Source organism: Tropicibacter naphthalenivorans (assembly GCF_900176475.1).
GTDB lineage: Bacteria > Pseudomonadota > Alphaproteobacteria > Rhodobacterales > Rhodobacteraceae > Tropicibacter > Tropicibacter naphthalenivorans.
In genome coordinates this window covers 42,575-65,977 of sequence record NZ_FWXX01000004.1, presented here as the reverse complement: position 1 = coordinate 65,977, position 23,403 = coordinate 42,575, and the positions used below count along the sequence as shown (strand labels likewise).

Below are 23,403 nucleotides of genomic sequence, written 5' to 3'. Positions count from 1 at the left end.
TTTTGCGGACCTCGCCCTTTGTGCTCTTGAAGGGGAACGCTTGGGGGCCGATATGTGTTTGAAGGGGGATGCTATCGCATAGCAGGGCCGGATCGGTCAGGTTGGGCGCATCCCGAGCAGGAAGGAACACAGATGATCCGCAGAGCTTTTACCGCCGGACTTTTTGCCTTTGGCGCTTTGGCGGCCTTGCCCGCGCAGGCGCAGCAATTGTCCTTGGGCGCGATTTCCCAGTATTTGAACACCATTCAGGCGGCGGAGGGGAGCTTTACCCAGATCAACGCCGATGGGACGATTTCGACGGGGACGATTTCGATCAAGCGGCCGGGCAAGGTGCGGTTTGATTACAATCCGCCGGAATATGCGCTGGTGCTGGCCTCGGCGGGGGCGGTGTATATCCTTGATCGCAAGCTGGGCAGCTCGCCCGAGACCTATCCGCTGAACCAGACGCCCTTGTCGATCATTCTGGATCGCAACGTCGATCTGACGCGCGCCGGGATGGTCAAGGGGCACAGCTACGACGGCACCGCGACGATTGTCACCGCGCAGGACCCGAAGCGGCCCGAGTATGGCTCTATCCAGTTGAAGTTTACCGCAAATCCGGTGGAGCTGCGGCAATGGGTGATCACCGATGGCAATGGCAGCCAGACGACGGTGGTGCTTGGTGGGCTGGAAAAGAAGAGCCTGCCCAACACGATGTTCTATATCGACCCCGAGCTGAAAAAGCTGAACCGCTAAAGAAAAGGCCCCGACGCTGGACGGGGCCTTTTGGGTATCGGTGGGTCTTATCTGGCCGCGCGGCAGCGTTGCAGCTGGCCTTGGTAGGTGATCGCGCGCTGGCCGACCTCTGACGACACCCGCATCAGCCATGCCTTGCCGTTGTAGGTGCCTCGGCGAAAGCCGGTGCGGCCTTCGTGGTAGGCGAGGTAGTGGTTGCGCGCGTCCCACATGGGGATGCCCAGGATGTCGTTGGACTTTTTCATGTACCAGCCCATGAAATCCGTCGCGTCGCGGATGTTGTCGCGGCGGGCGCGGTAGCTGCCGGTCTCGCGCTGGTATTCCTCCCAGGTGCCGTCCAGCGCCTGGCTATAGCCAAAGGCCGAGCTTTGCCGCCCCATGGGGATCACCCCCAGAGTGTAGCGAAACGGCGTGCGCGCGTCCGAGATGAACTTGCTTTCCTGATAGATCGTCGCCATCTGCACGTGGACCGGAACGCCGTATTTGCGCTCGGCCGCCCGGAAGGCGCGATAGTAGGTCGGGCGCTGTTCGAGGATCGAACAGGCATTGTCTAGGTTGCGCGGTGCCTTGCCCGTGCCGCCGCCGCCTCCGCAGGACGCGACGAGAAGAAGGATCACCATTGCGCGAAGGAACTTGCTCATCTGCCTCTCGCGTCATTGTCATTTTTTATTAAGGTGCAGTTTACCGGATTGCGGCCGTGCTGGAAATCACATTTCCTCAAGAAAGCGGTGTGTTGCTGATCGATTCATGAGCAGCGACCACTGTTGGTTGCCGCTTCACACAGTGTTTCCGGCAAGAATCTGGCCAAAAGTTGGATTTTTTGCCATAGTTGCCCCAAGTTAAGGCGGAGAGAGGTGTTCCAATGCTAAAGACGCGCGCAAGATATCATCTGGGTCAGGTCGTCCGCCATCGCAAACATCCATTCCGCGGTGTGGTGTTTGACGTCGATCCCGAATTCGCGAACACGCAGGAATGGTACGACGCCATCCCCGAGGAATCGCGCCCGGTCAAGGATCAGCCGTTCTACCATCTGCTGGCCGAAAACGATCAGAGCTATTACGTGGCCTATGTGTCCGAGCAGAACCTGATTGCGGATTACTCCGGCCAGCCGGTCGAGCATCCCGACATCCCGGACCTGTTTGGCCCGTTCAATGATGGCTCTTATGAGCTGCATTTCCAGATGAATTGATCGAAAGGGCGGGGCACGGACCCCGCCTTTTTTTACAGCGCGTTCCGAAAGGTGTGCAGCAGCGCTTGGACCGTTTCGGACGGGGTGTCCCAGCTACAGACCAGACGCGCCATGACGGGGGTGTCCTCGGGGACGTTTTCCGGCTCCATCAGGTGATAGGCGGCGCCGGCCTGTTTCGCGGCATAATGCGCGCGCAGAGGCATCCGGAAAAAAATCATGTTGGCTTGGGTGTCGTTTACGATTTCCAGGCCCAAGGCCTCTAGCCCGGCGCGCAGTTCGGCGGCGCGGGTGTTGGCAGAGATCGCAAGTTCGCGCCACAGATCATCCGTCAGATAGGGTTCCATCTGGGCAGCAAGGTAGCGGTGTTTCGAAAACAGATGGCCCGCGCGCTTGCGACGGTACTCGAATTCCTGCGCCTTGGCGGGGTCAAAGATCACCACCGCTTCGACGCCCATAAGGCCGTTTTTCGTCCCTCCAAAGACCGCCACGTCGACGCCGATCTGCCACGTCATTTCGGCCGGGGTGCAGCCCATGGCGACGCAGGCCTGCGCAAAGCGCGCGCCGTCCAGATGCACCGGCAGGCCGTAGTCCTTGGCCACGGCACACAGCTCGGTCATTTCGCGCAGGCTATAGACATTGCCCATTTCGGTGACGTTGGTGATCGACACCGGGCCGCGCAAAGGGCCGTGAACGCCGCGGTTTTCCTCGCCGTCCAGAGCGGCGCGCAAGCTGTCCGGCGTCATCACGTCCGGCACACGCACGAGGGTCAGCTTGGCCCCGCCGGTGTAGAACTCGGGCGCGTTGCATTCATCCACGTTGATATGGGCCAGCTCGGAACAGAACACCGTCTGGTAGGGCTGGCAGAGGATCGACAGCGCCAGCGCGTTGGCGCTGGTCCCGGTGGGCACAAGGTAAACGGCGGCCTCGGGGGCTTCGAACAGGTCGCGGACCTGCTGGACCACCTGCGCCGACAGATCGTCGTTGCCATAGCCCATGGCGCTGCCGTCATTGGCGCGCGTCAGCGCCTGCATCACCAAAGGGTGCACCGGGGCGGAATTGTCAGAGGCGAAATGCATGGGATGCTCCTTGCGAGGGGTCTTGGCGCAAGGTGACGTGGATCGCGCCCAAGGCCAAGGGGGCAGGGGCGCAAAACCGGCCTTTCAAGGCCGGGTCTTAGGTAGGCTCGGCGATGATGTGCTCTTCCCAGTCGTCTTCGCCCACTTCGAACTCAGGGATCGTCAGCCCGCGCATGGAAACGCCGGCGGCGTGGACGCTTTCCGGCGTGCCGGAAATCAACGGGTGCCAGTCGAACAAAGGCTCGCCGTTCCACAGCAGCTTGTAGGCGCAGGTTTCCGGCATCCAGTACAGGTTGCTTTCGATGTTCGACGGTTTCAGCACGATACATTCCGGCACGAACTGGTGGCGGATCGGGTATTGCGCGCACAGGCACGTCGCGTCGTCGAGCAGGCGGCAGGCCACGCGGGTCAGGGCAACTTCGCCGGTTTCCTCGTCCTCCAGCTTGTTCAGGCAGCACTTGCCGCAGCCGTCACACAGCGCTTCCCATTCGGGTTGCGTCATGGATTTCAAAGGCTTGTGTTCCCAGAACCGAGGGGACAGCCCCTTGCGGTCGATCTCGCTCATGCCTTGTCCGCCAGGATTTGGCGGGCGCGGTCGCAGTCGGCGGCCATCTGTTCGATCAGCGCATCGAGCGAATCGAACTTCAGCTCGGGGCGCAGGTATTCGACCAGGGCGACCGACAGCGTCGCGCCGTACAGATCGCCGGTGAAGTCAAAGAGGAACGTTTCGATGTTGGGGATCTGGCCGTTGAACATGGGACGCACGCCGACGCTGGCCGCGCCGGTATAGTGGCCCTTGTGCGGCCCATCGCGCACGTCGACATAAACGGCATAGACGCCGAATTTCGGCGGGTGCAGCCCGTCGATGGACATGTTCGCGGTGGGATAGCCCAGCTCGCGCCCGCGCTGTTCGCCGCCGATCACTTCGCCTTCGATGCGGTGCCAGTGGCCCAGCTGGGCGGCGGCATCATCGGGGCGACCATCGGCGAGCGCCTCGCGGATTGCGGTGGACGACACCTGAATACCGCCGGTTTCCAGCAGGTCAGCCACGGTCACGCCAAAGCCCATTTCCGCGCCGAATGCTTTGAGATCCTCGACCGTGCCCGCGCGCCCTTTACCAAAGCAAAAGTCGGCGCCAACCACCACATGCACAAGGCCCAGCCCGTCAACAATGACCTTTTGCGCAAATTCGCGCGGGGTCAGATTGGCCAGAGAGGTATTGAAATTCAGTTGATACAGCCGCTCGACGCCCAGCTTTTCCAGCCGCGCGGCGCGGGCTTCGGCGCTCATCAGGCGAAAGGCGGGGGCGTCCGGGGCGAAATATTCGCGCGGGTGCGGCTCAAACGTCATGACGCCCAAGGGCGCACCGGGGGCGGCCTGCCGTGCGAGGTCGATCACCGCCTGGTGGCCCAGGTGGACGCCGTCGAAATTGCCAATCGCGGCGCTGGCGCCACGGTCTTCGGGTCGGGTGAACTGATAGTCTCTGACGATGCGCATGAGGGGGGATTAGCCTTGGTTTGTAGCGGGTGCAAGCGCTGCTGCAATCTGCGCGACGCCCTCTTCGATCCGCTCGGCGGGAATCGAGCTATAGGCGAGGCGATAGTAATTGGTTGGCGGCGCGTTGCCCGCGAAAAAGGCAGCGCCTGGTTCGATGAGAACGCTTTTTGCGCGCAGGGTTTCGGCAAGGGCGGCGGTGTCGGTGCCGGTCGGCGCCTGCATCCAGAAAGAAGAGCCGCCATGCGCGCCTTTGCCCGCGATTTCAAGCCCATGTTGGGCGATGGCGTGTTCCATTACGCGGCGGCGCTGCCCCAGCGCGCGGCCAATCCGGCGGACCAGTGCGTCGTAGTGGCCCAGCGACAGGAAATAGGCGGCGGTGCGTTGGATGTGCCCCGGCGGGTGGCGCAGGACAGAGGCGCGCAGGGCACGGGCCTCGGCGATGAACTCGGCAGAGCCCACGAGATAGCCCAGCCGCAGCCCCGGAAAGAGCGACTTGGAAAAGCTGCCGACGTAGACCACGCGCCCGTCCTCATCGAGGCTCTTGAGCGCGGGGGAGGGCGGCCCAAGAAAGGACATCTCGAACTCGTAGTCATCCTCGACGATGACCGCGCCCAGCTCGGCGGCGCGGGTCAGCAAGTCATGACGCCGCGCGCGCGGCAGGGTGGCCGAGGTGGGGCACTGGTGGCTGGGGGTGGTAAAGATGACGGAGGTGCCGTCCGGGATGGCACCGGGCGGCAAGCCGTGTTCGTCCACATCCACCGGGGTGATATGCGCGTCCGCTTGGTGCAGCAGGGCACGCAGGGCCGGATAGCAGGGGTTTTCGATGGCGGTGGGGCGCTGGGTCGCCAGCAGTTGGGTGGCCAGCCACAGGGCGTTCTGGGCGCCAAGGGTGATGAGGATCTCTTCGGGCCGGGCCATGATGCCGCGCCGGGGCAGGGTGTGGCGGGCGATAAAGGTGACCAGCTCGGCGTCGTCGGCGTCGTATTGATCCTGCGTGAGGGTGGTAAAGTCCTTGATGCCCAAGGCCTTGGTCGCGCAAAGCCGCCAGTTGGCGTGGTCGAACAGGGTGGCATCTGCCTGGCCGTAGATGAAGGGATAGCGGTAGCTGGCCCAGTCGGCTGGCTTGCCCTGACCAAGGCGCGTCTGCGTGGTGTAGCGTTGGGCCAGCGCGCTGGACCAGTCGACCTTGTCCCGGCGCGGGGCGAGGGGGCCAAAGTCCGGCGGCTCTGGGGCGTTGTCCGACACGAAATAGCCGGAACGCCCGCGCGAGGTGAGGTAGTCATTCGCGAGAAGCTCGGTATAGGCGAGCGTCACAGTGATGCGGCTGACACCCAGATGGGCGGCGAGGCGGCGGGACGAGGGCAGCTTTTCCCCGCGCCGGAAGCGGCCCGAGAGGATGCCCTCGGCCACCATCTGCTGGATGCGCGCCTGAAGCGTGCCTTGGGCGGCGGTGGGCAGAACGAAGGTTTCGACAGGTATGACCATAAGACCTTGGTAAACTGGCCTTATGATGGGTGCAATCTGGACCTGACAGGGGGGGCGGGCAAATTCCTTGCATAAGGAATTTGCAAATCTTTTAAGGAAAAGATTTAGCCCGCGTGGGGCGGAACGCGCGCGCCGAAAATGGCCGAACCGACGCGGATATGGGTCGCCCCCAGCGCAATCGCCTGTTCAAAATCGCCGCTCATCCCCATGGACAGGCCGCTCAGGCCATTGCGCTCGGCGATCTTTCGCAGCAGGGCAAAGTGCAGCGACGGGGTTTCCTCGGCGGGGGGGATGCACATCAGACCCTTGATCGGCAGATCCAGCCCTTTGCATTCCGTGATGAACGCGTCAGCCTCGGCGGGGCGCACCCCGGCTTTTTGCTCTTCTTCGCCGGTGTTCACCTGGATGAACAGATCGGGGCAGTGGCCCAGCTCTTGGGCAAGGCGGGCCAGCGTCTGCGCCAGCTTGGGGCGGTCGAGCGAATGGATGGCCGAGAACAGCTCCATCGCTTGGCGGGCTTTGTTCGATTGCAGCGGGCCGATCAGGTGGACATCGACGCCGCTATAGCGCTCCATCAGGGCGGGCCACTTGCCCGCGGCCTCTTGGACGCGGTTTTCGCCGAACAGGCGGTGCCCTTCGTCCAGCACATGTTCCACGCGTTCGATCGGTTGCACCTTGGACACGGCGATCAGCTGTACGTCCGCCACATCGCGCCCGGCTTTGGTGCAGGCTTTGGCCACACGAGCCTGAATATCACTGAGTCCCATGGCGATGCTCCTGTTTTACGTTTCCGCGAGGGCCGGAGTAACGCCATGGCCCCAAAAAGAAAAGAGCGGGCGCAAGGCCCGCTCTCTCTTATGCCGTAAGGCTGGTGTCCTTAGAAGGACATTGCCAGACCCAGCGACCACTGGTCGGCTTCCACGCCTGCGCGGTCGGACTTGCCGTAGCCAGCCTGAGCAACCAGGCCACCGCCGAGGTCGTAGTTCACGGCCAAGCCGTAACCGGTGTTCTCGGTGCCGGCGTCGAAGTCGTACTTGCCGTAGTTCACGCCAACGGTCAGAGCGTTCATGGTGTAACCCAGAGCGATGCCCATGTGCTTGTAGTCAGCTGCCATGCCATCGGTGTCGGAGTAGTTCAGGATTGCCTGGATGCCGTTGTCCATTTTGATGTCTGCGGACACACCCATGATCTCCACGGAACCAGCGGACTGGTAGCCGAGGCCAAAGCCAACGGTCGCGGAGGAGATTGCGGTGGAGTACTTAACACCAACACCCCAGACTGCGTCGCGCTGAGCGGTGCCAGCTGCCTGATCGTCGATTTCTGCCGACACGTAACCGGTGAAGCCGGACGCCGCGTAGGAGAAGGTTGCGATCTGACCGCCGTAGGTGCCGTCAAGGCCAGCGTTGCCGTTGTAGCCTGCGTGCTCCAGATCGTCGGTGATGGAACCGCCGATGATGGCTTCGGTCAGAGCTGCGTCGTACGCGCCGTCAACGTCGCCCATGTCCAGACGCATTGCGCCGTAAGCAACGAAGATCGACTCGCCGCCCTGAGTGCGTTCTGCGAATGCGTTGGAACCGCGCGGTGCGGTGCCCGGAGGAACGATTGCCGCTTCTGCGTCATCTTCGTCCGACTCGTCCAGGTCGATGGATGCGCCGAAGGTCAGGCCGTTGTCTGCTTCACCGGTCATGGTGAAGGTGACGTCGATGTCGGTGTGGAATTCGGTACCAGCGTATGCGTCGCTGCCGATAACGCCGAGTTCAGCGACGCCGGACAGAGCGACTTCTGCGGAAGCTGCGCCCGCGAAAGCAACCAGAGCGGTGCTTGCAAACAGAATCTTTTTCATTGTTTCCCTCATGTGTTCAAAGGCACTACCAAGCCGGCTGTCCGACTTTGATGAGCTTTCTATGCGCCCTCGGGGGCTGCGTTTGCAACCCGCCTGAAACGCCCGTGCGCAACAAGCAGATCAGTGATGCGATATTGCCACAAGCTGTGGTCCCGCCCCGGCGTTTCAGGGCAAAATGTGCGGAAACCTGCCGATTCACAGGGGAAATCCGGGGGGTCGGCTTGTCCGCGCGCGAAAATCGCAGGGTGCGGATTGGGGCGAAAAAGCCGCCTCCTACGCGCGCGCGCCCGATTCCTTAGATTGGGCGCTGTTGGGCTGTCTTTGGAATCGCGCCGATTCATTGACGACTTGCCGCCCCGCCACCTGACTTGTATGCAATGCAAAAGGATCCTTGGTGGGGAGAAGTCGTCATGCGTAAGTCGCAAATCCTTCTGGGCGCGGGCCTTATGGCCGCTCTGGTTGTCCAGTCGGGCTGTAGTGCGTTCGGAGGACGCGGTCAGGCGGTCGAAACGCCCCCCGCCAGTGAAATCGCAGACGACATCATCTATCGCGATCGGGTAAAGCCCACGAGCACCATCTGGGATCTGTTCCGCAAGCGCGGCGATGCGGGGCAGGTTGGCGCGGTCAACAAGTACATCTGGAACGCAGCGCTCGAGACGTTGAACTTTTTGCCGGTGCAGTCGGTGGACCCGTTCACCGGCGTGATCACCACCGGCTATGGCACGCCTCCGGGTGGGGGCCGTGCCTATCGCGCGACGATCTACGTGACCGACCCGGCCTTGGATGCGCGGTCGCTGAACGTGGCGTTGATGACGCGGTCGGGCCCGGCGTCTGCCGAAACGGTTCGCGCGGTCGAAGATGCGATCCTGACGCGCGCCCGTCAGCTGCGCGGGCAGGACAGCAGGCTCTGAGCTTTGGGGCCTTTGAGAAGAGCTAAAAGCCGGACAGTGCGTCCGGCTTTTTTATTGTGCTCTGTGCGGATCAATCCTGCACCGGGCGCGGCTCGAGCTGCGCGAGGCGATTGACCCAGTCGATATGCTGCGGCAGGCAGACTTTTTGCAGGTCATAGTTTTCCTGAACATAGGCGCGGGCGGTCTGGCCCATGCGTGTCCGTGCCTCGGCATCGTCCAGCAGGGCGTCCAGCCGTTCGACCAGCGCGTCCTTGTCAAAGAAGTCGACCATCCAGCCGTTTTCGCCCTCGGTCATGACTTCGCGCACGGGTTCGGTGCCGCTGGCGAGGATGGCGCAGCCGGCGCTCATCGCCTCCAGCAAAGACCATGACAGCACGAACGGATAGGTCAGATACACATGCGCGGTGCTGACCTGCATCATCGAAAGGAACCGATCATAGGGCACGCGCCCAAGGAAATGCACCCGGTTCCAGTGCGGCGTCGGGATGCGGCCGCGCACTTCGTCGATGAAGATCTGCTTCCACGTCTGGCCCTTGGGCGGCTTGGCCCCATAGGACACCTCGTCGCCGCCCAGCAGCACCACATGTGCGTTGGGTCGCTTTTTGAGGATCTCGGGCAGGGCGCGCATAAAGATATGGTAGCCGCGGTAGGGTTCGAGGTTGCGGTTGATAAAGGTGATGACCTCATCTTTGCGCGTGAGGGTCAGGGTCTCGTCGATGACCAGCTGCGCGTCCGGGTTCGGGCAGACCAGATCGGTGTCGATGCCGTCATGGGCGACGGTGATGCGGTCCTGCCATTTGTCCGGGAAGGTCGAGGCCTGGAATTTCGTCGGCGAGATGCCCGCATCCATCACCTCTTCGTGCAGGCGGTTGTTGAGGTTCTTCATGCGGATGCGCAGGCGGTCGGCCTCGACGCTCTGCGAGGGGAACTCGGGGTCGAAATTCAGGAACGTCGGCGTGGTCAGGTGATACAGCTCGCAATACAGACCCAACCGCGCCTCGGGCCAGATGTCCTTGAGGAACATCGACTCGCCCCAGCCGTGGTGCGCGCAGATCACGTCCGGGATGAACCCCTTGTCACGCAAGGCCTTGGCCCCGCGATAGCAGGACGTGGCGCGCAGGATCTTGGTCTCGAAATCCGCCAGCCAAGGGTGAATGTTCGGGGTGCTCGATCCCTTGATCTCGTAGGGGAGGATGTGCACGCCCTTCCACTTTTGCGGCTCTTTGACCTTGCAGGTCAGGGCAACGACCTGATGCCCCTGTTCCACCAAAGCGGGCGCAAGGTGCTTGTACTGGCCGGGAAAGTTCTGGTGGATCAACAGGATTTTCATAACGCGTACGCCTTGGGGTCAAATGCTTTGAGGTCATACATGGCACGGGCGGGCGGGGGCTCCAAGGCTTGGCGCGGATTTGCGGCGGGGCGGTTGCGGAAATGTCATCTTGCACCAAAGGTGCAGCGCGTCCTCTTGCGGTTGCCGAGCCGCCGGGTGAGGTTAACGCGCAAGGGCAGGGGGCGCACATGACGTATCCGTCGCGGATCATCATCCATCCGGGGTTTCACAAGACCGGCACCAGCACGGTGCAAAAGGGGCTGGAGGCAGGGCGCACAGCGCTGGACGGCCACGCCCATGTGATCCTGCGCGATGACATCCCCTATCTGACCCACGCGGCGCAAAGCTTTTCGCGGCGGCGCACGGACGACTCGCTGACCCGCTTTTATGACCGCGCGACCGAGCTTTTCGCCCTGTTCGACGGCATCCCCCAGCCGGTTGTCATCTCTGCCGAAGACCTCGCGGGCGTCATGCCGGGGCGCGCAGGCGTGACCAGCTATAGCGCGACACCGATCCTGATGGGGCAGATGGCAAGGGCAGCGCGCGCCGTTTTGCCCGGGGCCGAGGTGGTGTTTTACCTGTCCACCCGCGCCCCCGAGCCGTGGATGGCCAGCCTGTGGTGGCAGCACCTGCGCAGCACCCGGATCGAGGCGGACTATCCCGACTACCGCGCCGACGCCGCCTTGGGTGCCGATCTGGACGCCATCGTTGCGCAGATCCGCGCCGAAACGCAGGCGCCCGTCGAAAGCCAACCCCTAGAGGCGCTCAAAACCGCCCCCCAAGGGCCGCTGACCCCGATTTACGAGCTGCTGAACCTGCCTGACGGGCTGCGCGCAACGCATAAACCCGAAAATGCCCGCGTCGATCTGGGGCTGGAGCCGGTCTTTCTGGCACTCAACCGTTCGGGCCTGCCCGATGACGTTGTCCACCAGACCAAGCAAAAGCTGCTGCGCATCGCCCGCCGCGCCGCACAAACGCCCCCGGAATAGATCAAGAGGCCAGCCATCAGGCTGGACGATTGCCGCGCCAAGCCCTATCACGCTTGCCAAACATGCAGGCCCGCGCCCGCGCGGCCCCCCGCCTTTGTCAAAGGAACCACTCGGATGTCCCGCTACGACCCCGCTTCGATCGAGCCGAAATGGCAAGCCGCCTGGGAAGACGCCCAGACCTTCAAAGCCTCGCGTGAGGGCGACAAGCCCAAGTATTACGTCTTGGAAATGTTCCCCTATCCGTCGGGCCGCATCCACATTGGCCACGTGCGCAACTACACCATGGGCGACGTGATCGCGCGCTACAAGCTGGCGACCGGCCATAACGTGCTGCACCCCATGGGCTTTGACGCCTTTGGGATGCCTGCGGAAAACGCCGCCATGGCGTCGGGCGGTCATCCCAAGGACTGGACCTACAACAACATCGACACCATGGTCGGCCAGATGAAGCCGCTGGGCTTTGGCCTCGACTGGAGCCGCATGTTCGCCACCTGCGACGTGGAATACTACGGCCAGCAGCAGGCGCTGTTCCTCGACTTCCTCGAAAAGGGCTTGGTCTACCGCAAGAACGCCATGGTCAACTGGGACCCGGTCGACATGACCGTGCTGGCGAACGAGCAGGTGATCGACGGCTGCGGCTGGCGCTCTGGCGCGCCGGTCGAGCGCAAGGAACTCACGCAGTGGTTCTTCAAGATCTCCGACATGTCGGGCGAGCTGCTGGACGCGCTCGACACGCTGGAAAACTGGCCCGCCAAGGTCAAGACGATGCAGGCCAACTGGATCGGCCGCTCGCGCGGGTTGCAGTTTGCCTTCAGCACCATCGACGCCCCTGATGGCTTTGACCGGATCGAGGTCTACACCACCCGTCCCGACACGCTGATGGGCGCAAGCTTTGTCGGCATCTCGCCGGACCATCCGCTGGCCAAACAGCTGGAAAAGGACAACGCCGAGCTGGCCGCCTTTGCCGCCGAATGCCGCAAGATGGGCACCACCGAAGAAGAGATGGAAAAGGCCGAGAAGAAGGGCTTTGACACCGGCTTGCGCGTCCGTCATCCCTTTGACACCGCTTGGGAATTGCCGGTCTACGTGGCGAACTTCATCTTGATGGATTACGGCACGGGCGCGATCTTTGGCTGCCCCGGCCACGACCAACGCGACCACGACTTTGCCACCAAATACGGCCTGCCGATTGTCGACACCTTTATGCCGGTGGAGGGCGAGCACGACATTCAGGCCGAGCCCTTTGTGCCTGCGAAAACCGAGAAGGTCCGCTTTACCCGTCTGGTCGCGGGCGCGGAAATCCAGACCGGCGAAGAGGCCATCGACGCCACCATCGACTTCTGCGAAGCCAACGGCGTGGGCCAAGGCGTGACCAAGTTCCGCCTGCGCGACTGGGGTCTGTCCCGCCAGCGCTACTGGGGTTGCCCGATCCCGGTGGTGCACTGCGACACCTGCGGCGTGGTGCCTGAGAAAAAGGAAAACCTGCCGATCCAGCTGCCCTACGATGAGGCGGGCAAGCCGATCGACTTTAGCATCCCCGGCAACCCGCTGGACCGTCACCCGACGTGGCGCGATTGCGCCTGCCCGTCCTGTGGCAAGCCCGCTCAGCGCGAGACCGACACGATGGACACCTTTGTCGATTCGTCGTGGTATTTCGCCCGCTTCACCGCGCCGCGCGCCGGCACGCCGACCGATATGGCCGACGCCGACTACTGGATGAACGTCGACCAGTACATCGGCGGGATTGAGCACGCGATCTTGCACCTGCTCTACTCGCGCTTTTTCGCGCGTGGCATGATCGAGACCGGCCACCTGCCGCAGAAATGCGCCGAGCCGTTCAACGCGCTCTTCACCCAAGGCATGGTGACCCACGCGATCTACAAGACCACCGGCGCCGATGGCCGCCCGGTCTATCACTACCCCGAAGAGGTCGAACTGCGCGACGGCAAGGGCTTTTTGAAGGACGGCACAGAGGTCACCATCGTGCCCTCGGCCAAGATGTCCAAGTCCAAAAACAACGTCGTGGATCCGATGCACATCATCGCCACCTATGGCGCGGATACCGCGCGTTGGTTTGTCCTCAGCGACTCGCCCCCCGAGCGGGACGTGGAATGGACCGCCTCGGGCGCCGAAGCGGCCTCCAAGCATCTGGCGCGCGTGTTCCGTATCGCGTCCGAGATTGCCGCCAGCGACGTGGCCCCCACCAAAGAGGACGACGCCCTGCTGCGCGAGACGCACAAGGCGATCCACGACGTCACCATGGGTGTCGAATCCTTTGGCTTTAACGCCTCGATTGCCAAGCTCTATGCCTTTACCAACGCGCTGCACAAATCGCGCGCCGGGACCGAGGCAAAAACCTTTGCGGCCAAGACCTTGGCGCAGCTCATGTCGCCCATGACCCCGCACCTGTCCGAGGAACTCTGGCAGCTGCTCGGCGGCGAAGGTCTGATCGCCAACGCGCCCTGGCCCGTGGCCGACGAGGCGATGCTGGTCGAAGACAGCGTCACCCTGCCGATCCAGGTCAACGGCAAGCGCCGCGGCGAGCTGACCGTGCCCAAGGATCTGCCCAAGTACGAGGTTGAAAAACTGGTTCTGGCGCACGAAGCTGTGGTCAAGGCTTTGGACGGCGGCCAGCCGAAAAAGCTGATCGTGGTGCCGGGGCGTATCGTCAATGTGGTTGTCTGACCGAAGAGCGTTTCTGCTGGGTGCCGTGGCCCTTGGGGGCTGCGGCTTTACCCCGGTCTACGGGCCGAACGGCGGCGGGCGGGCGTTGCAGGGCAGCATTGCCCTGAGCGATGCCGCGACGCCCGACGCCTACCTGTTCAACCGCCGGTTCGAGGACCGCATGGGGCGGGGCGTGTCCCCGGCCTATCGCCTGAACGTGACGCTGACGACCGCGCAGGTCGGGCAGGGATCCACCTCGACCGGCAGCACCACGCGCTACCGGATCGACGGCACGGCGGCGTTTGATCTGGTCGACCTCGCCACCGGGCAAAGCGCCATCAAAGGCACCACCACCGCCTTTACCGGCTATTCCACCACCGGTTCGACCGTGGCGACGCTGGCGGCCGAGCGGGACGCGCAGGAACGCCTGATGGTCATGCTGGCCGATCAGGTCATCGACCGTCTGTTCTTGCGCGCGTCGACGCTATGAAGTTCAGCCCGCGCGACGCCAACGCCTTTTTCGCGCGCCCCGATGCCAATGTCGCTGGCGTGCTGATCTATGGCGAGGACACCATGCGCGTGGCCCTCAAGCGGCAGGAACTGATCGCCAATATCGTCGGCCCCGAGGGCGAGGCAGAGATGCGCCTGACCCGCATTCCCGGAGGCGATCTGCGCGGCGACCCGGCGGCTTTGTTCGACGCGGTCAAGTCGGTGGGCTTTTTCCCCGGCCCGCGCGCCGTGCTGGTCGAAGAGGCGACGGTCGGGCTGACCAAGGCCTTTGGCGAAGTGCTCAAAGACTGGCGGCCCGGCGATGCACAGGTGGTGGCGACGGCGGGGTCATTGAAAAAGACATCCTCCCTGCGCAAGCTGTTCGAAGCGGCCCCCAACGCCGGGGCGGCGGCGCTGTTCAACGACCCCATGGGGCGCTCCGAGATCGAATCGGAACTCAAACGCGCCGGGATCGCTGACGTCAGCCGCGACGCCATGGGCGCGCTAGAGGCGCTGGCGCGCGGCCTGACCCCCGGCGATTTCCGCCAGACCTTGGAAAAGGTCGCGCTGTATAAACTGGACGACCCCGAACCGCTGTCGCCCGAAGAGGTCGAGATCAACGCGCCCGCCTCGATCGAAGCGGAAATGGACGAGATTTTCCACGTCCTGGCCGAGGGGCGCACCGCAGACATCGCCCCCGTCATGGCCCGGCTCGAGGCGCAGGGCGTCGCCCCCGTGACCCTGCTGATCATGGGCGCGCGGCACTTTCGCACCTTGTTCGCCATCGCTTCGGCGCACGGCGGCCCCGCGCAGGGCATCCAGCGTCTGCGCCCGCCGATCTTTGGCCCGCGCCGCGACCGGATGCTGCGGCAGGCGCAGTCGTGGACCGTCTCGCGGCTCGAAGACGCGCTGTCGCTGCTGATGGAAACCGACCTGACGCTGCGCTCGGCAGGGCAAAAGGCGCCTGCGCTGGCCTTGGTTGAACGCGCGTTTGTGCGCTTGGCCTACATGGCGCGCCGCTGAACGACTGATTTTTGGGCGCTTGTGCGCGGGTGGCTGGCAATTATGCCGCAGTGCAGCATTGCACGCTTGCCCTAGCGTCATTCGCGCGAAAAGCTGGGTGTGAAACAACCTTTAGGGGTTCGACATGCTCGACAGCACGGTGTCCGATCTCGGCTCTTATCAGACCCAAGGCAAGCACTCGATCTCTGGCCTGTCCTCTGGCGCGTTCATGACGGTGCAACTGCATATCGCGCATTCGTCCAGCTTTGTCGGGGCGGGGGTGATCGCGGGCGGGCCGTACCGCGCCGCCGAGACCTTTCGCGGGGCGGCGATGACGGTGCCGACCTCGTGTATTCTGAATTCGCTCTATATCGCCATGACGCCGCTGACCCCGGCCACCGCGCCGGATACCGAAAAGCTGCTGGGGATGGCGCAAGAGACCGAGGACATCGACGATCTGGCACATGTGGCAGGCCAGCGGATGTACATCTTTACCGGCACGCGTGACACGGTGGTGAACCAGTTTGCCGTGCGTTCGACCCATGCGTTCTACGAGGCGCTGGGGGTGCGGGGGGACGCCATGATGTTTGTGGATGACATCGAGGCGGGCCATTCGATCATCACCATGAACCCCGAGGATAACCCCTTGGACGCGAACCGCCCGCCCTACATCAACAAGGGCGAATTCATCCAGTCGCACGAGCTGTTGCGTCATATCTACGGCCCGCTCGCCGCGCCTGCGGATGCGCGCAAGGGCGATCTGATCCGCTTTGAGCAAAAGGATTTCGTACCAAAATCCCTGCGCGAGGCGAGCATGGCGGAGTTTGGCTATGCCTACATCCCCTCGCGCGTGGCCTCGGGCGAGGCGCAGGCGCTGGGGGTGCATATCGCGCTGCACGGCTGCAAGCAGGGCTACGCCTACGTGGATTTCATCAATGGTCGCGCCGACATTCGTAACCAGCCGCCCTATGGCACGCGCTACGTGACCTCGACCGGGTATCTGGAGATCGCCGAGGCGAACGACCTGATCGTGCTGTTCCCGCAGGTGGATGGCGGCGACGACAACGCGGTGCAAAATCCCGAAGGCTGCTGGGACTGGTGGGGCTATTGCTCGGACGATCCCAACAACCCTGATTACTACAGCCGCAGCGCGGTGCAGATACAGGCGCTCTACGCGATGCTGACGCGCCTGACCGGAGGATAACATGTCGATCACACGGCCCGTGGAAAAGGCGCTGAGCCTTCAGACCAATCAGGCAACGCGATTGGCGCAGGTGGCGCAGGACACGGCGATCCTGGCCGCAGCACCCCCAAAACCCAGCGCCTATGTCGAAGGGCTGGACCTGGCGACAGCCACGGTGAAGCGGGTGGCGCAGCTACAGCAGAGTTGGGCGCGCGACTGGGGCGCCTGGGGGCACTATTGCTGGACGGTGGTGGGGGCGGACACGATCCCCAAGGTCGCAGAACGCACCAACAACATGTACTTGCAGGCGCAAACGCAAATGGTGAGCCAAGCCAACCAGCTGAGCGAGCTGACCGAGAACGTGATCGTCAGTTATGCGTTTTGGCTGCACCAACAGGTCGAAGAGGCGCGCGAGGGCGGCCCAAGCTGAGCCGCCCCGCCGGTGTCAGGCTTTGTCGGTGACGTTTTCCTTGAACGCCTTTTCAAAGGCGGCCTGTTTGGTGGCGTCTGCCTCGGTCTGGTTCTGGGTTTTCCAGTCGTCGTAGGGCATCCCGTAGTAGGTCTCGCGGGCTTCGTCCTTGGACAGTTCAATGCCGCGCTCGGCGGCGGCCTCTTGGTACCAGCGGCTCAGGCAGTTGCGGCAGAACCCGGCGAGGTTCATCAGGTCGATGTTCTGCACGTCCTTGCGGTCCTCCATCAGATGCTGGCGCAGGCGGCGAAAGGCGGCGGCCTCGATTTCGATTCGGGTCTGGTCGTCCATGTGGTGTCTCCTATGGTCGCGGTGCAAATTCCTTGAGTAAGGAATTTGCAAAAGTTTTCCAAAACTTTTGCCCGGGCGTGCCGGGCAGGGGGTCTTAATCCGGCACCTGTTGCAGTGCCTTGATCAGCAGGGGGGCCAGCCGTGCGCCCCAATGCGCTTGGGCGGCTTCCGTTTCGATCAGGTCGTTGCGCAATTCGATCAGCGTGTTCAGTCTGCCATGGCGCAGCGCGTGACGGTCCACCGCGTCGCCGGGCAGGTGGCCGGGGTAGGGTTCATTCCGACCCACGGTCAGGTCCGGTTCCGCTTCGAGCAAGGCGATCAGCGGATCGGACAGGCGCGCGTCATAGGCGTGCAAAATCCCAACGTGCCAGGGCCGCGAAGGCCGTCCGCGCAGCTGCCGCGTGAACGAGTGCATGGACACGATCACCGTATCGTCCCGCCGCGTCGCCAGCCGTTCCAGCGCCGCATGGTAGGGGCGGTGGTAGGCGGTCAGCCTGCGCTCGCGTTCTGCCGCGTCGGCGTGTCGGTTTCCGGGAATGACCGAGCCATCATAAAGTTTCATCAGCAGCGTCGGGTCGTCTTCGCCGCGGTTCGGGTCGATCACCAGCCGCGAAAAGTTCGACAGGATCACCGGCGCATCCAGCGCTTCGCCAAGCGCGAGCGACACCCCCGCCGCGCCCACGTCATAGGCAATATGCCGCGCCATATCCGCATCCGGCAGCCCTAGCGTTCCGCCCAAATCCGGGGGCACAGTGTTGGCAGCGTGATCGCAGGTGATCAAAAAGCGGCTTTTGCGGCTTTCGCCTTCGATTTGGTAAGGAGTGTATGTCATGGTCCCGTCATCCGTGCTGCTCTACACATAAGCAAGTTGCGCGGCGGCGGCAAATGCGCCATAACGCCCATGACGTTAGCGGTAACATATGCGGCTTTTGACGTGTGTGCCGCACCGCATCAGATTTGCCGGATCGGGAACCGCCCATCCGGATGGCCGTAAATCGGGCCAACGACCCGGCCAGGAACTGGCCAGCCAGACGAGGCAGGAGAGACTTTATGAAACGCGACCGTAAGACAAAAATCGTGGCCACGCTGGGCCCGGCCTCGAACACCTACGAGATGATCCGCAAGCTGCATGAGGCCGGCGCCGACGTGTTCCGCCTGAACATGTCCCACGGCTCGCACCCGGAAATCGCCGAGCGGCACAAGATGATCCGCCAGGTGGAAAAGGACCTCGACAGCCCGATCGCCATTCTGGCCGACCTTCAGGGGCCGAAACTGCGCGTCGGCGTCTTTGCCAACGACAGCGAAGAGCTGGAGTGGGGCGAAACCTTCCGTCTTGATCTGGACGAGACCCCCGGCACCCACAAGCGTGTGAACCTGCCCCACCCCGAGATTTTCGCCGCTTTGGAAGTCGGCTCGCACCTCTTGGTGAACGACGGCAAGATCTCCCTGCGGGTCGAGGAATGCGGCGAGGATTTCGCCAACTGCATCGTCGAGACCGGCGGCACCATTTCCAACCGCAAGGGTGTGAACGTCCCCGACGTGGTGCTGCCACTGGCCGCTTTGTCGGAAAAGGACCGCAAGGATCTGGAATTTGTCTGCGCGCTGGGCGTCGACTGGCTGGCGCTGTCCTTTGTCCAGCGTCCCGAGGACGTGATGGAGGCGCGCGAACTGGCTGGGGGCCGCGCCTCGATCCTCTCCAAGATCGAAAAGCCCGCTGCGGTCAAAAGCTTTGACGACATCCTCGCGGTGTCCGACGGCATCATGGTGGCGCGTGGCGATCTGGGCGTCGAACTGCCCGTGCAGAACGTCCCGCCGATCCAGAAACGCCTCGTACGCAAGTGCCGCGCGGCGGCCAAGCCGGTGATCGTGGCGACCCAGATGCTGGAATCGATGATCGAATCGCCCATGCCCACCCGCGCCGAAGTCTCGGACGTGGCCACCGCCATCTACGAGGGCACCGACGCGGTCATGCTGTCTGCGGAGTCGGCGGCAGGCGACTATCCGATCGAGGCGGTCACCACCATGAACAACGTCGCCATCGAGGTCGAATCCGACAGCACCTACGTCGAGATCATCGAGGCGTCCCGCACCGCGCAGCGCAACTCTGTCGCCGATGGCATCGTCGCCGCCGCGCGCGAGATCGCCGAGACGACCAACATCAAGTCGATCTGCTGCTTTACCTCTTCGGGCACCACGGCGGCTTTGGTCGCGCGCGAACGCCCGCGTGTGCCGATCATCGCCATGACGTCCTGCCGGGGGACCGCGCGCCGTCATGCCCTGACCTGGGGCACCCAAAGCGTCATGACCGGCGAGTTGGAACGGTTCAAACAAGCGGTTGTGAACGCCGCCCGCGCCGCCCGTGCCAACGGCTATGCCGATGAAAACGACCAGATCGTCGTGACCGCCGGTGTGCCGTTCAACCAGCCGGGCACCACCAACATTCTGCGCGTGGCGCCCTGCGACGAGCGGCTGATTTACTCGACCGACCCCGAGTGATTTTAGACGTCATTGTAAGATGATGTTTGCGGATTTCTCCTAGCGTCTTGGCGATTGCTAGGAGGACTGCGATGCACGAGTCGTTTCGGAGATGCTGGATACCGGAACTTCAGGCTGTCGGGGCCGAGGTCTTTGAATGGGTCAATGACGGCTTTGAGCCGATGTTGCGCAGCGTTTACGGCGATGCCATCGGGATGGACCCTGCCGATCTTCCTGCCGAAGTGGTCGAGGGAGAGCGTCAAAAGGGCAAGTATATCCTGTCCGGCGACTTCGACACCGGCTACGCCGAGCTTGAGGCCGAGCTGATTCAGGGCATCGCCGCCACCGGTATCGAATGGCAGGCCTATATGTCCGGCTACGCCAACTATCAGGCCGGGATCACCGCGCTGGCCATGCGCCACAAGCCTGACGCCAAGGGCCGCCTGCGCCCGCCGCCCTATGATCTGACCCTGGCGACCAAGGCTATCCAGCTGGGCACCACGGGCGACTCGGTCCTCGCCATGCAGTACTACTTCGACCAGATGGAGGCCAAGGCCACCGCCGACCGCAAGGCGTTGCTGGATCGGCTGTTTGCCCACATCGGCGAAGACACGCAGGCGCTGAGCTTTTCCTCGACCGAGCTGAGCGGCACGTTTGATTCCCTCGCCCTTGCAGCCGAGTCGCAGGCTGCTTCGCTCGAGGAAAACAGCGCCGCCCTGACCGAGCTCGAAGAGCGCGTGAAGGCCACCGCCACCGACGCGCGTGGCGCTGCCGAACAGGCGCAGACTGCCGTTTGCGGGCGCGCGCCGCGCAGGACGAGGTGGTGCAGACCCGGCGCTCGATCAGCGAGGTGGTCACCAGCACCGAGGAGATCCGCCGCTTTGTGGACATGGACGACCAGATCGCCCTGCAAACCAAGCTGCTGGCGCTGAACGCCTCGGTCGAGGCGGCCCGCGCGGGCGAACATGGCCGCGGCTTTTCGGTGGTGGCGACCGAGGTCCGCTCGCTGGCGGATCAAAGCGCCAAGTCCGCCGCCTAAATCGCCGCCGTGGTCAAGGACATCCTCGATCGGGTGAACGGCATCAACGACCGGTCCGAGCACATGGAGGCCCGCTTGGCCGAACTGGTTTCGGAAATCGCCAATGTGGCCGCAAGCTTTGCCCGCATCGACGCCGCAACGCAGGAGCAAAACGACAGCATCCGGCAGGTGGCCGCGAACCAGCGCCAGTTGGATCAGTCGAACCAGGCCAACGCGGCGGCGGTGGGGCAGGCCAGCAACCAGGTCCGCGCGTTCGAAGGCACGGTGGCGCAGATCAACCAGCGCATCGCCGAGTTCCGCACCGAATCCGCAGGCGCGGCGACCGAGCAGCGCGCCAGCGCGTAACGTTGCCTTGGCCCCTGTTCCGGTCTAGCCTGCCTTTGGGATCAAAGGGGGCGCGATGCAGCCAGATACGTTATTGGTGGTGGGGCTGTTGTTTCTGGTCCTCTCCATCCCTGCCATTGTCTCGGCCTGGACCGATGGGCGGGCGCCGCGCGGGGCCGCCATCGTCTTGGTCTGGGGCGCGGGCATGATCCTGTATGCGATGCGCATCAAAGAGGGCGGTTATCGCTGGTCCGACATCCCCGACGCGGTTTATACGGTCATTGGGCAGGTGGTGTTCTAGCGCGCAGAAAACCCCGCCAAGCCTATTGCCAAAATCGCCCATCCCCCCTATACGGCGCCTTCCACCGTGCGTCCGGCCACCAGAGGCATGCCGAGTCGCGCGACGTAGAAGGAGACCGAAATGCCCAAGATGAAGACAAAATCGAGCGCCAAAAAGCGCTTTAAGGTCACCGCGACCGGCAAGGTGATGGCAGGCCAGGCGGGCAAGCGCCACGGCATGATCAAGCGCCACAAGAAATTCATCCGCGATGCTCGCGGCACCACCACGCTGTCCGCTCCTGACGCCAAGATCGTCAAGAGCTACATGCCCTACGACCGCTAAGAGGAGATACAGCTATGTCCCGAGTCAAAGGCGGAACCGTTACGCACGCACGTCACAAGAAGGTCATCAAGGCAGCCAAAGGTTACTACGGCCGTCGCAAGAACACCTTCAAGGTTGCAGCACAGGCCGTTGATAAGGCCAACCAGTACGCAACCCGCGACCGTCATAACCGCAAGCGCAACTTCCGCGCTCTGTGGATCCAGCGCATCAACGCCGCTGTGCGCGCGCATGACGAAGCACTGACCTACTCCAAGTTCATCAACGGCCTGAACTTGGCCGGCATCGAAGTGGACCGCAAGGTTCTGGCAGATCTGGCCGTGCACGAGCCCGAAGCCTTTGCTGCGATCGTCGATCAGGCAAAAGGCGCGCTGGCAGCCTAAGGCCAAGCGGAGCTTGAGATTACGAAAAGGCCCGGGGGACACCTCGGGCCTTTTTGCTTTTGCGCCTCTGGACAGGGCAGGGGGAGTTATCCCCAAGAAAGTGCCGCAGGCGAAGGTCGCACGCTTTTACAACCTACAATATCGTGGTACGCTTGGCATATTCGGTACAGGCGCAAAACTCCGCCCCTGTATCTAGGTGTTTTCTGTACGATTAATAGGAGTGGCGCGATGCAAAAGACGGCGGCAAATCGGTTTCATCTCAAGACGCTGGGCTGGGTGCTGGCGGGCGGATTTCTGGCCACGCAGCTGTACTTGGTGATGCTGTTGCTCAATATGCTGAACCAGCAGGGGCTGCCAGAACCAAGCGAAGAGGTGGCCCGCAACGATTTCACCACCTTTGCCCCGGCGCTGCCACCCGAACCTGCGGCGCAGCCCGACATCCCCGTGATCGCGCCGGCGATGACGCCGATGCCGACCGCCGTCCCGCTGCCCGATCCTCTGCCCGCCGCCGCCCCGGAGACCTTTGAAGAGCCGGCCGTCAGTGCGCAAGACATCCTCGCGGCGCTCAAATCCGACCTGCCGTTGAATGAGGCGCTGGACCTGCCCGAACCCATCGTCGTGGCCACGGCTGATCCTGTTGCCGAGCCGCTTATCGCTGCCGCAGCAGAGCCGACACCAGCGCCTGTCGCCCAGCCCATCGCCGAGCCCGAGCATGACGACCACGCGCATATGGACATGCCGATGCCCGATCCGACCCTGACGCCCTGCGTGGCCGAGCTTCAGACCATCGCCGACCGCTCGCGCATCTATTTCGGCCCCAACTCGACCGAGCTGACCCCCTTGGCCACCAGCGTAGCCTTGCAAATGGCGGCGGCGGTGCAATCCTGCCCCGAGGCCAAGATCACGCTGATGGGCTTTGCCGACCCGCTGGGCAGCACCGAATCGAACCGCCTTGTCAGTCTGCGCCGGGCGCAGGCCGTGGTCGCGGTGATCAAGGCGGCGGGGTTTGAGACCGAAACCTTCAACACCGTCAGCCACCTGACCGAGGATCACCCGGACTTTTGCCAGCACTACGACGTGATCGACCGCCGGGTCGAGTTCGTGGTGACCGACCGCACGGCAGAGCACGCCGCCGCGCACTAAGCCACGAGTCCAAGGGCATAAACAGCTCGTACCACAGGTTCGTTGCTCGTAGGCGCGGCAGTCCCGGCAATCGACGTTCGGCGAACGGCATTTGCCCGCGCTGGCACTGCCGTCACTCTCATAATGCCGGTGCAAGTCGCTCAGGCGGTTGCCGCAATCCAGCCGCATGTAATCGCCCCGCGCGTCGCCGGGGGTGCGCGGCTGATAGGCCAGAGTGGGCGAGAAAAAGCGATAGGTCAGCCGCCGCGCGCCGCCCTTGGCAAAGAG

27 protein-coding genes are annotated in these 23,403 nt (G+C 63.3%); 17 read left to right on the top strand and 10 right to left on the bottom strand.

Annotation, left to right across the window (positions count from 1 at the left end; all coding sequences use genetic code 11):
- Window positions 1-132 precede the first annotated feature (132 nt).
- Window positions 133-735, top strand: coding sequence for a LolA family protein (locus tag B9A11_RS10130; protein ID WP_058247419.1), 603 nt, complete (start codon window positions 133-135; stop codon window positions 733-735).
- 47 nt (window positions 736-782) lie between these two features.
- On the opposite strand, the gene B9A11_RS10125 is transcribed toward B9A11_RS10130, so the two are convergent.
- On the bottom strand, window positions 783-1,376 hold the full coding sequence (locus B9A11_RS10125; RefSeq protein ID WP_058247418.1) for a transglycosylase SLT domain-containing protein: 594 nt from the start codon (window positions 1,374-1,376) through the stop codon (window positions 783-785).
- Window positions 1,377-1,597: 221 nt separating this feature from the next.
- Here B9A11_RS10125 and hspQ point away from each other — a divergent pair, with 221 nt between their 5' ends.
- A complete protein-coding gene (gene hspQ, locus B9A11_RS10120; RefSeq protein ID WP_058247417.1) occupies window positions 1,598-1,924 on the top strand; it encodes a heat shock protein HspQ in 327 nt (108 codons plus the stop codon).
- Between the two features lie 32 nt (window positions 1,925-1,956).
- Here hspQ and B9A11_RS10115 read toward each other — a convergent pair whose 3' ends face one another.
- The 6 genes from B9A11_RS10115 to B9A11_RS10090 all read right to left on the bottom strand — a co-directional run bounded on the left by B9A11_RS10115 (window position 1,957) and on the right by B9A11_RS10090 (window position 7,825).
- Complete coding sequence (locus tag B9A11_RS10115; RefSeq protein WP_058247416.1) at window positions 1,957-3,000, bottom strand: threonine aldolase family protein; 1,044 nt, start codon at window positions 2,998-3,000, stop codon at window positions 1,957-1,959.
- A gap of 97 nt (window positions 3,001-3,097) precedes the next feature.
- Window positions 3,098-3,565 (bottom strand): YcgN family cysteine cluster protein, encoded by a 468-nt coding sequence (locus B9A11_RS10110; RefSeq protein ID WP_058247415.1) that lies wholly within the window; start codon window positions 3,563-3,565, stop codon window positions 3,098-3,100.
- Window positions 3,562-4,497 carry a bifunctional riboflavin kinase/FAD synthetase gene (locus B9A11_RS10105; RefSeq protein ID WP_058247414.1) on the bottom strand — a complete coding sequence of 312 codons (936 nt, stop codon included), beginning with the start codon at window positions 4,495-4,497 and terminating at the stop codon, window positions 3,562-3,564. Before B9A11_RS10105 ends, B9A11_RS10110 begins: the two co-directional genes overlap by 4 nt.
- A gap of 9 nt (window positions 4,498-4,506) precedes the next feature.
- Window positions 4,507-5,982 carry a MocR-like pyridoxine biosynthesis transcription factor PdxR gene (gene pdxR, locus B9A11_RS10100; RefSeq protein WP_058247413.1) on the bottom strand — a complete coding sequence of 492 codons (1,476 nt, stop codon included), beginning with the start codon at window positions 5,980-5,982 and terminating at the stop codon, window positions 4,507-4,509.
- Between the two features lie 104 nt (window positions 5,983-6,086).
- Window positions 6,087-6,749, bottom strand: coding sequence for a YggS family pyridoxal phosphate-dependent enzyme (locus B9A11_RS10095; RefSeq protein ID WP_058247412.1), 663 nt, complete (start codon window positions 6,747-6,749; stop codon window positions 6,087-6,089).
- 110 nt (window positions 6,750-6,859) lie between these two features.
- Window positions 6,860-7,825, bottom strand: coding sequence for a porin (locus B9A11_RS10090; RefSeq protein WP_058247411.1), 966 nt, complete (start codon window positions 7,823-7,825; stop codon window positions 6,860-6,862).
- Window positions 7,826-8,235: 410 nt separating this feature from the next.
- On the opposite strand from B9A11_RS10090, the gene B9A11_RS10085 reads away from it, so the two are divergent.
- A complete protein-coding gene (locus tag B9A11_RS10085) occupies window positions 8,236-8,736 on the top strand; it encodes a DUF3576 domain-containing protein (protein WP_058247410.1) in 501 nt (166 codons plus the stop codon).
- Window positions 8,737-8,806: 70 nt separating this feature from the next.
- Here the strand turns inward: B9A11_RS10085 and B9A11_RS10080 are convergent, their stop codons facing one another.
- A complete protein-coding gene (locus tag B9A11_RS10080) occupies window positions 8,807-10,066 on the bottom strand; it encodes a glycosyltransferase (protein ID WP_058247409.1) in 1,260 nt (419 codons plus the stop codon).
- 188 nt (window positions 10,067-10,254) lie between these two features.
- Here B9A11_RS10080 and B9A11_RS10075 point away from each other — a divergent pair, with 188 nt between their 5' ends.
- The 6 genes from B9A11_RS10075 to B9A11_RS10050 all read left to right on the top strand — a co-directional run bounded on the left by B9A11_RS10075 (window position 10,255) and on the right by B9A11_RS10050 (window position 16,823).
- Window positions 10,255-11,055: a hypothetical protein gene (locus B9A11_RS10075; RefSeq protein WP_058247408.1), complete on the top strand. Its 801-nt coding sequence runs from the start codon at window positions 10,255-10,257 to the stop codon at window positions 11,053-11,055.
- 114 nt (window positions 11,056-11,169) lie between these two features.
- Entirely contained in the window at window positions 11,170-13,740 is a 2,571-nt protein-coding gene (gene leuS / locus B9A11_RS10070; RefSeq protein ID WP_058247407.1) for a leucine--tRNA ligase, read from the top strand.
- Window positions 13,727-14,209, top strand: a complete 483-nt coding sequence (lptE, locus tag B9A11_RS10065) for an LPS assembly lipoprotein LptE (RefSeq protein WP_058247406.1) — start codon at window positions 13,727-13,729, stop codon at window positions 14,207-14,209. Before leuS ends, lptE begins: the two co-directional genes overlap by 14 nt.
- The gene (holA, locus tag B9A11_RS10060; protein ID WP_058247405.1) at window positions 14,206-15,231 is read left to right on the top strand and encodes a DNA polymerase III subunit delta; all 1,026 of its coding nucleotides are present in this window, start codon (window positions 14,206-14,208) and stop codon (window positions 15,229-15,231) included. Before lptE ends, holA begins: the two co-directional genes overlap by 4 nt.
- 124 nt (window positions 15,232-15,355) lie before the next feature.
- Window positions 15,356-16,414, top strand: a complete 1,059-nt coding sequence (locus B9A11_RS10055) for an extracellular catalytic domain type 2 short-chain-length polyhydroxyalkanoate depolymerase (RefSeq protein ID WP_058247404.1) — start codon at window positions 15,356-15,358, stop codon at window positions 16,412-16,414.
- A gap of 1 nt (window position 16,415) precedes the next feature.
- Window positions 16,416-16,823 (top strand): hypothetical protein, encoded by a 408-nt coding sequence (locus tag B9A11_RS10050; protein WP_058247403.1) that lies wholly within the window; start codon window positions 16,416-16,418, stop codon window positions 16,821-16,823.
- Window positions 16,824-16,838: 15 nt separating this feature from the next.
- Here the strand turns inward: B9A11_RS10050 and B9A11_RS10045 are convergent, their stop codons facing one another.
- Window positions 16,839-17,153 carry a DUF1244 domain-containing protein gene (locus tag B9A11_RS10045; protein ID WP_058247402.1) on the bottom strand — a complete coding sequence of 105 codons (315 nt, stop codon included), beginning with the start codon at window positions 17,151-17,153 and terminating at the stop codon, window positions 16,839-16,841.
- Window positions 17,154-17,247: 94 nt separating this feature from the next.
- On the bottom strand, window positions 17,248-17,985 hold the full coding sequence (locus B9A11_RS10040; protein ID WP_058247401.1) for an N-formylglutamate amidohydrolase: 738 nt from the start codon (window positions 17,983-17,985) through the stop codon (window positions 17,248-17,250).
- Between the two features lie 218 nt (window positions 17,986-18,203).
- Here B9A11_RS10040 and pyk point away from each other — a divergent pair, with 218 nt between their 5' ends.
- From pyk to B9A11_RS10000, 8 genes are all read left to right on the top strand, one after another.
- Complete coding sequence (gene pyk / locus B9A11_RS10035) at window positions 18,204-19,649, top strand: pyruvate kinase (RefSeq protein ID WP_058247400.1); 1,446 nt, start codon at window positions 18,204-18,206, stop codon at window positions 19,647-19,649.
- A 71-nt stretch (window positions 19,650-19,720) separates the two neighbouring features.
- On the top strand, window positions 19,721-20,560 hold the full coding sequence (locus B9A11_RS22565) for a methyl-accepting chemotaxis protein (RefSeq protein WP_058247399.1): 840 nt from the start codon (window positions 19,721-19,723) through the stop codon (window positions 20,558-20,560).
- Window positions 20,470-20,667: a methyl-accepting chemotaxis protein gene (locus B9A11_RS10025; RefSeq protein WP_280512710.1), complete on the top strand. Its 198-nt coding sequence runs from the start codon at window positions 20,470-20,472 to the stop codon at window positions 20,665-20,667. The genes B9A11_RS22565 and B9A11_RS10025 overlap by 91 nt, the downstream gene beginning before the upstream one ends.
- A 9-nt stretch (window positions 20,668-20,676) precedes the next feature.
- Entirely contained in the window at window positions 20,677-21,012 is a 336-nt protein-coding gene (locus B9A11_RS10020; RefSeq protein WP_058247398.1) for a hypothetical protein, read from the top strand.
- Window positions 21,013-21,067: 55 nt separating this feature from the next.
- Entirely contained in the window at window positions 21,068-21,292 is a 225-nt protein-coding gene (locus B9A11_RS10015) for a hypothetical protein (RefSeq protein WP_058247397.1), read from the top strand.
- Window positions 21,293-21,412: 120 nt separating this feature from the next.
- A complete protein-coding gene (gene rpmI, locus B9A11_RS10010) occupies window positions 21,413-21,613 on the top strand; it encodes a 50S ribosomal protein L35 (protein ID WP_058247396.1) in 201 nt (66 codons plus the stop codon).
- Between the two features lie 14 nt (window positions 21,614-21,627).
- Entirely contained in the window at window positions 21,628-21,993 is a 366-nt protein-coding gene (rplT, locus tag B9A11_RS10005) for a 50S ribosomal protein L20 (RefSeq protein WP_058247395.1), read from the top strand.
- Between the two features lie 228 nt (window positions 21,994-22,221).
- Window positions 22,222-23,136, top strand: a complete 915-nt coding sequence (locus B9A11_RS10000; protein ID WP_058247394.1) for an OmpA family protein — start codon at window positions 22,222-22,224, stop codon at window positions 23,134-23,136.
- The last annotated feature ends 267 nt before the right edge of the window (window positions 23,137-23,403 follow it).

What these genes read in the sequence shown, in the direction of transcription:
- B9A11_RS10130 (WP_058247419.1), top strand. Translation starts at nt 133, where the DNA reads ATGATCCGCAGAGCTTTTACCGCCGGACTTTTTGCCTTTGGCGCTTTG.
- B9A11_RS10125 (WP_058247418.1), bottom strand. Translation starts at nt 1,376, where the DNA reads ATGAGCAAGTTCCTTCGCGCAATGGTGATCCTTCTTCTCGTCGCGTCC.
- hspQ (WP_058247417.1), top strand. Translation starts at nt 1,598, where the DNA reads ATGCTAAAGACGCGCGCAAGATATCATCTGGGTCAGGTCGTCCGCCAT.
- B9A11_RS10115 (WP_058247416.1), bottom strand. Translation starts at nt 3,000, where the DNA reads ATGCATTTCGCCTCTGACAATTCCGCCCCGGTGCACCCTTTGGTGATG.
- B9A11_RS10110 (WP_058247415.1), bottom strand. Translation starts at nt 3,565, where the DNA reads ATGAGCGAGATCGACCGCAAGGGGCTGTCCCCTCGGTTCTGGGAACAC.
- B9A11_RS10105 (WP_058247414.1), bottom strand. Translation starts at nt 4,497, where the DNA reads ATGCGCATCGTCAGAGACTATCAGTTCACCCGACCCGAAGACCGTGGC.
- pdxR (WP_058247413.1), bottom strand. Translation starts at nt 5,982, where the DNA reads ATGGTCATACCTGTCGAAACCTTCGTTCTGCCCACCGCCGCCCAAGGC.
- B9A11_RS10095 (WP_058247412.1), bottom strand. Translation starts at nt 6,749, where the DNA reads ATGGGACTCAGTGATATTCAGGCTCGTGTGGCCAAAGCCTGCACCAAA.
- B9A11_RS10090 (WP_058247411.1), bottom strand. Translation starts at nt 7,825, where the DNA reads ATGAAAAAGATTCTGTTTGCAAGCACCGCTCTGGTTGCTTTCGCGGGC.
- B9A11_RS10085 (WP_058247410.1), top strand. Translation starts at nt 8,236, where the DNA reads ATGCGTAAGTCGCAAATCCTTCTGGGCGCGGGCCTTATGGCCGCTCTG.
- B9A11_RS10080 (WP_058247409.1), bottom strand. Translation starts at nt 10,066, where the DNA reads ATGAAAATCCTGTTGATCCACCAGAACTTTCCCGGCCAGTACAAGCAC.
- B9A11_RS10075 (WP_058247408.1), top strand. Translation starts at nt 10,255, where the DNA reads ATGACGTATCCGTCGCGGATCATCATCCATCCGGGGTTTCACAAGACC.
- leuS (WP_058247407.1), top strand. Translation starts at nt 11,170, where the DNA reads ATGTCCCGCTACGACCCCGCTTCGATCGAGCCGAAATGGCAAGCCGCC.
- lptE (WP_058247406.1), top strand. Translation starts at nt 13,727, where the DNA reads ATGTGGTTGTCTGACCGAAGAGCGTTTCTGCTGGGTGCCGTGGCCCTT.
- holA (WP_058247405.1), top strand. Translation starts at nt 14,206, where the DNA reads ATGAAGTTCAGCCCGCGCGACGCCAACGCCTTTTTCGCGCGCCCCGAT.
- B9A11_RS10055 (WP_058247404.1), top strand. Translation starts at nt 15,356, where the DNA reads ATGCTCGACAGCACGGTGTCCGATCTCGGCTCTTATCAGACCCAAGGC.
- B9A11_RS10050 (WP_058247403.1), top strand. Translation starts at nt 16,416, where the DNA reads ATGTCGATCACACGGCCCGTGGAAAAGGCGCTGAGCCTTCAGACCAAT.
- B9A11_RS10045 (WP_058247402.1), bottom strand. Translation starts at nt 17,153, where the DNA reads ATGGACGACCAGACCCGAATCGAAATCGAGGCCGCCGCCTTTCGCCGC.
- B9A11_RS10040 (WP_058247401.1), bottom strand. Translation starts at nt 17,985, where the DNA reads ATGACATACACTCCTTACCAAATCGAAGGCGAAAGCCGCAAAAGCCGC.
- pyk (WP_058247400.1), top strand. Translation starts at nt 18,204, where the DNA reads ATGAAACGCGACCGTAAGACAAAAATCGTGGCCACGCTGGGCCCGGCC.
- B9A11_RS22565 (WP_058247399.1), top strand. Translation starts at nt 19,721, where the DNA reads ATGCACGAGTCGTTTCGGAGATGCTGGATACCGGAACTTCAGGCTGTC.
- B9A11_RS10015 (WP_058247397.1), top strand. Translation starts at nt 21,068, where the DNA reads ATGCAGCCAGATACGTTATTGGTGGTGGGGCTGTTGTTTCTGGTCCTC.
- rpmI (WP_058247396.1), top strand. Translation starts at nt 21,413, where the DNA reads ATGCCCAAGATGAAGACAAAATCGAGCGCCAAAAAGCGCTTTAAGGTC.
- rplT (WP_058247395.1), top strand. Translation starts at nt 21,628, where the DNA reads ATGTCCCGAGTCAAAGGCGGAACCGTTACGCACGCACGTCACAAGAAG.
- B9A11_RS10000 (WP_058247394.1), top strand. Translation starts at nt 22,222, where the DNA reads ATGCAAAAGACGGCGGCAAATCGGTTTCATCTCAAGACGCTGGGCTGG.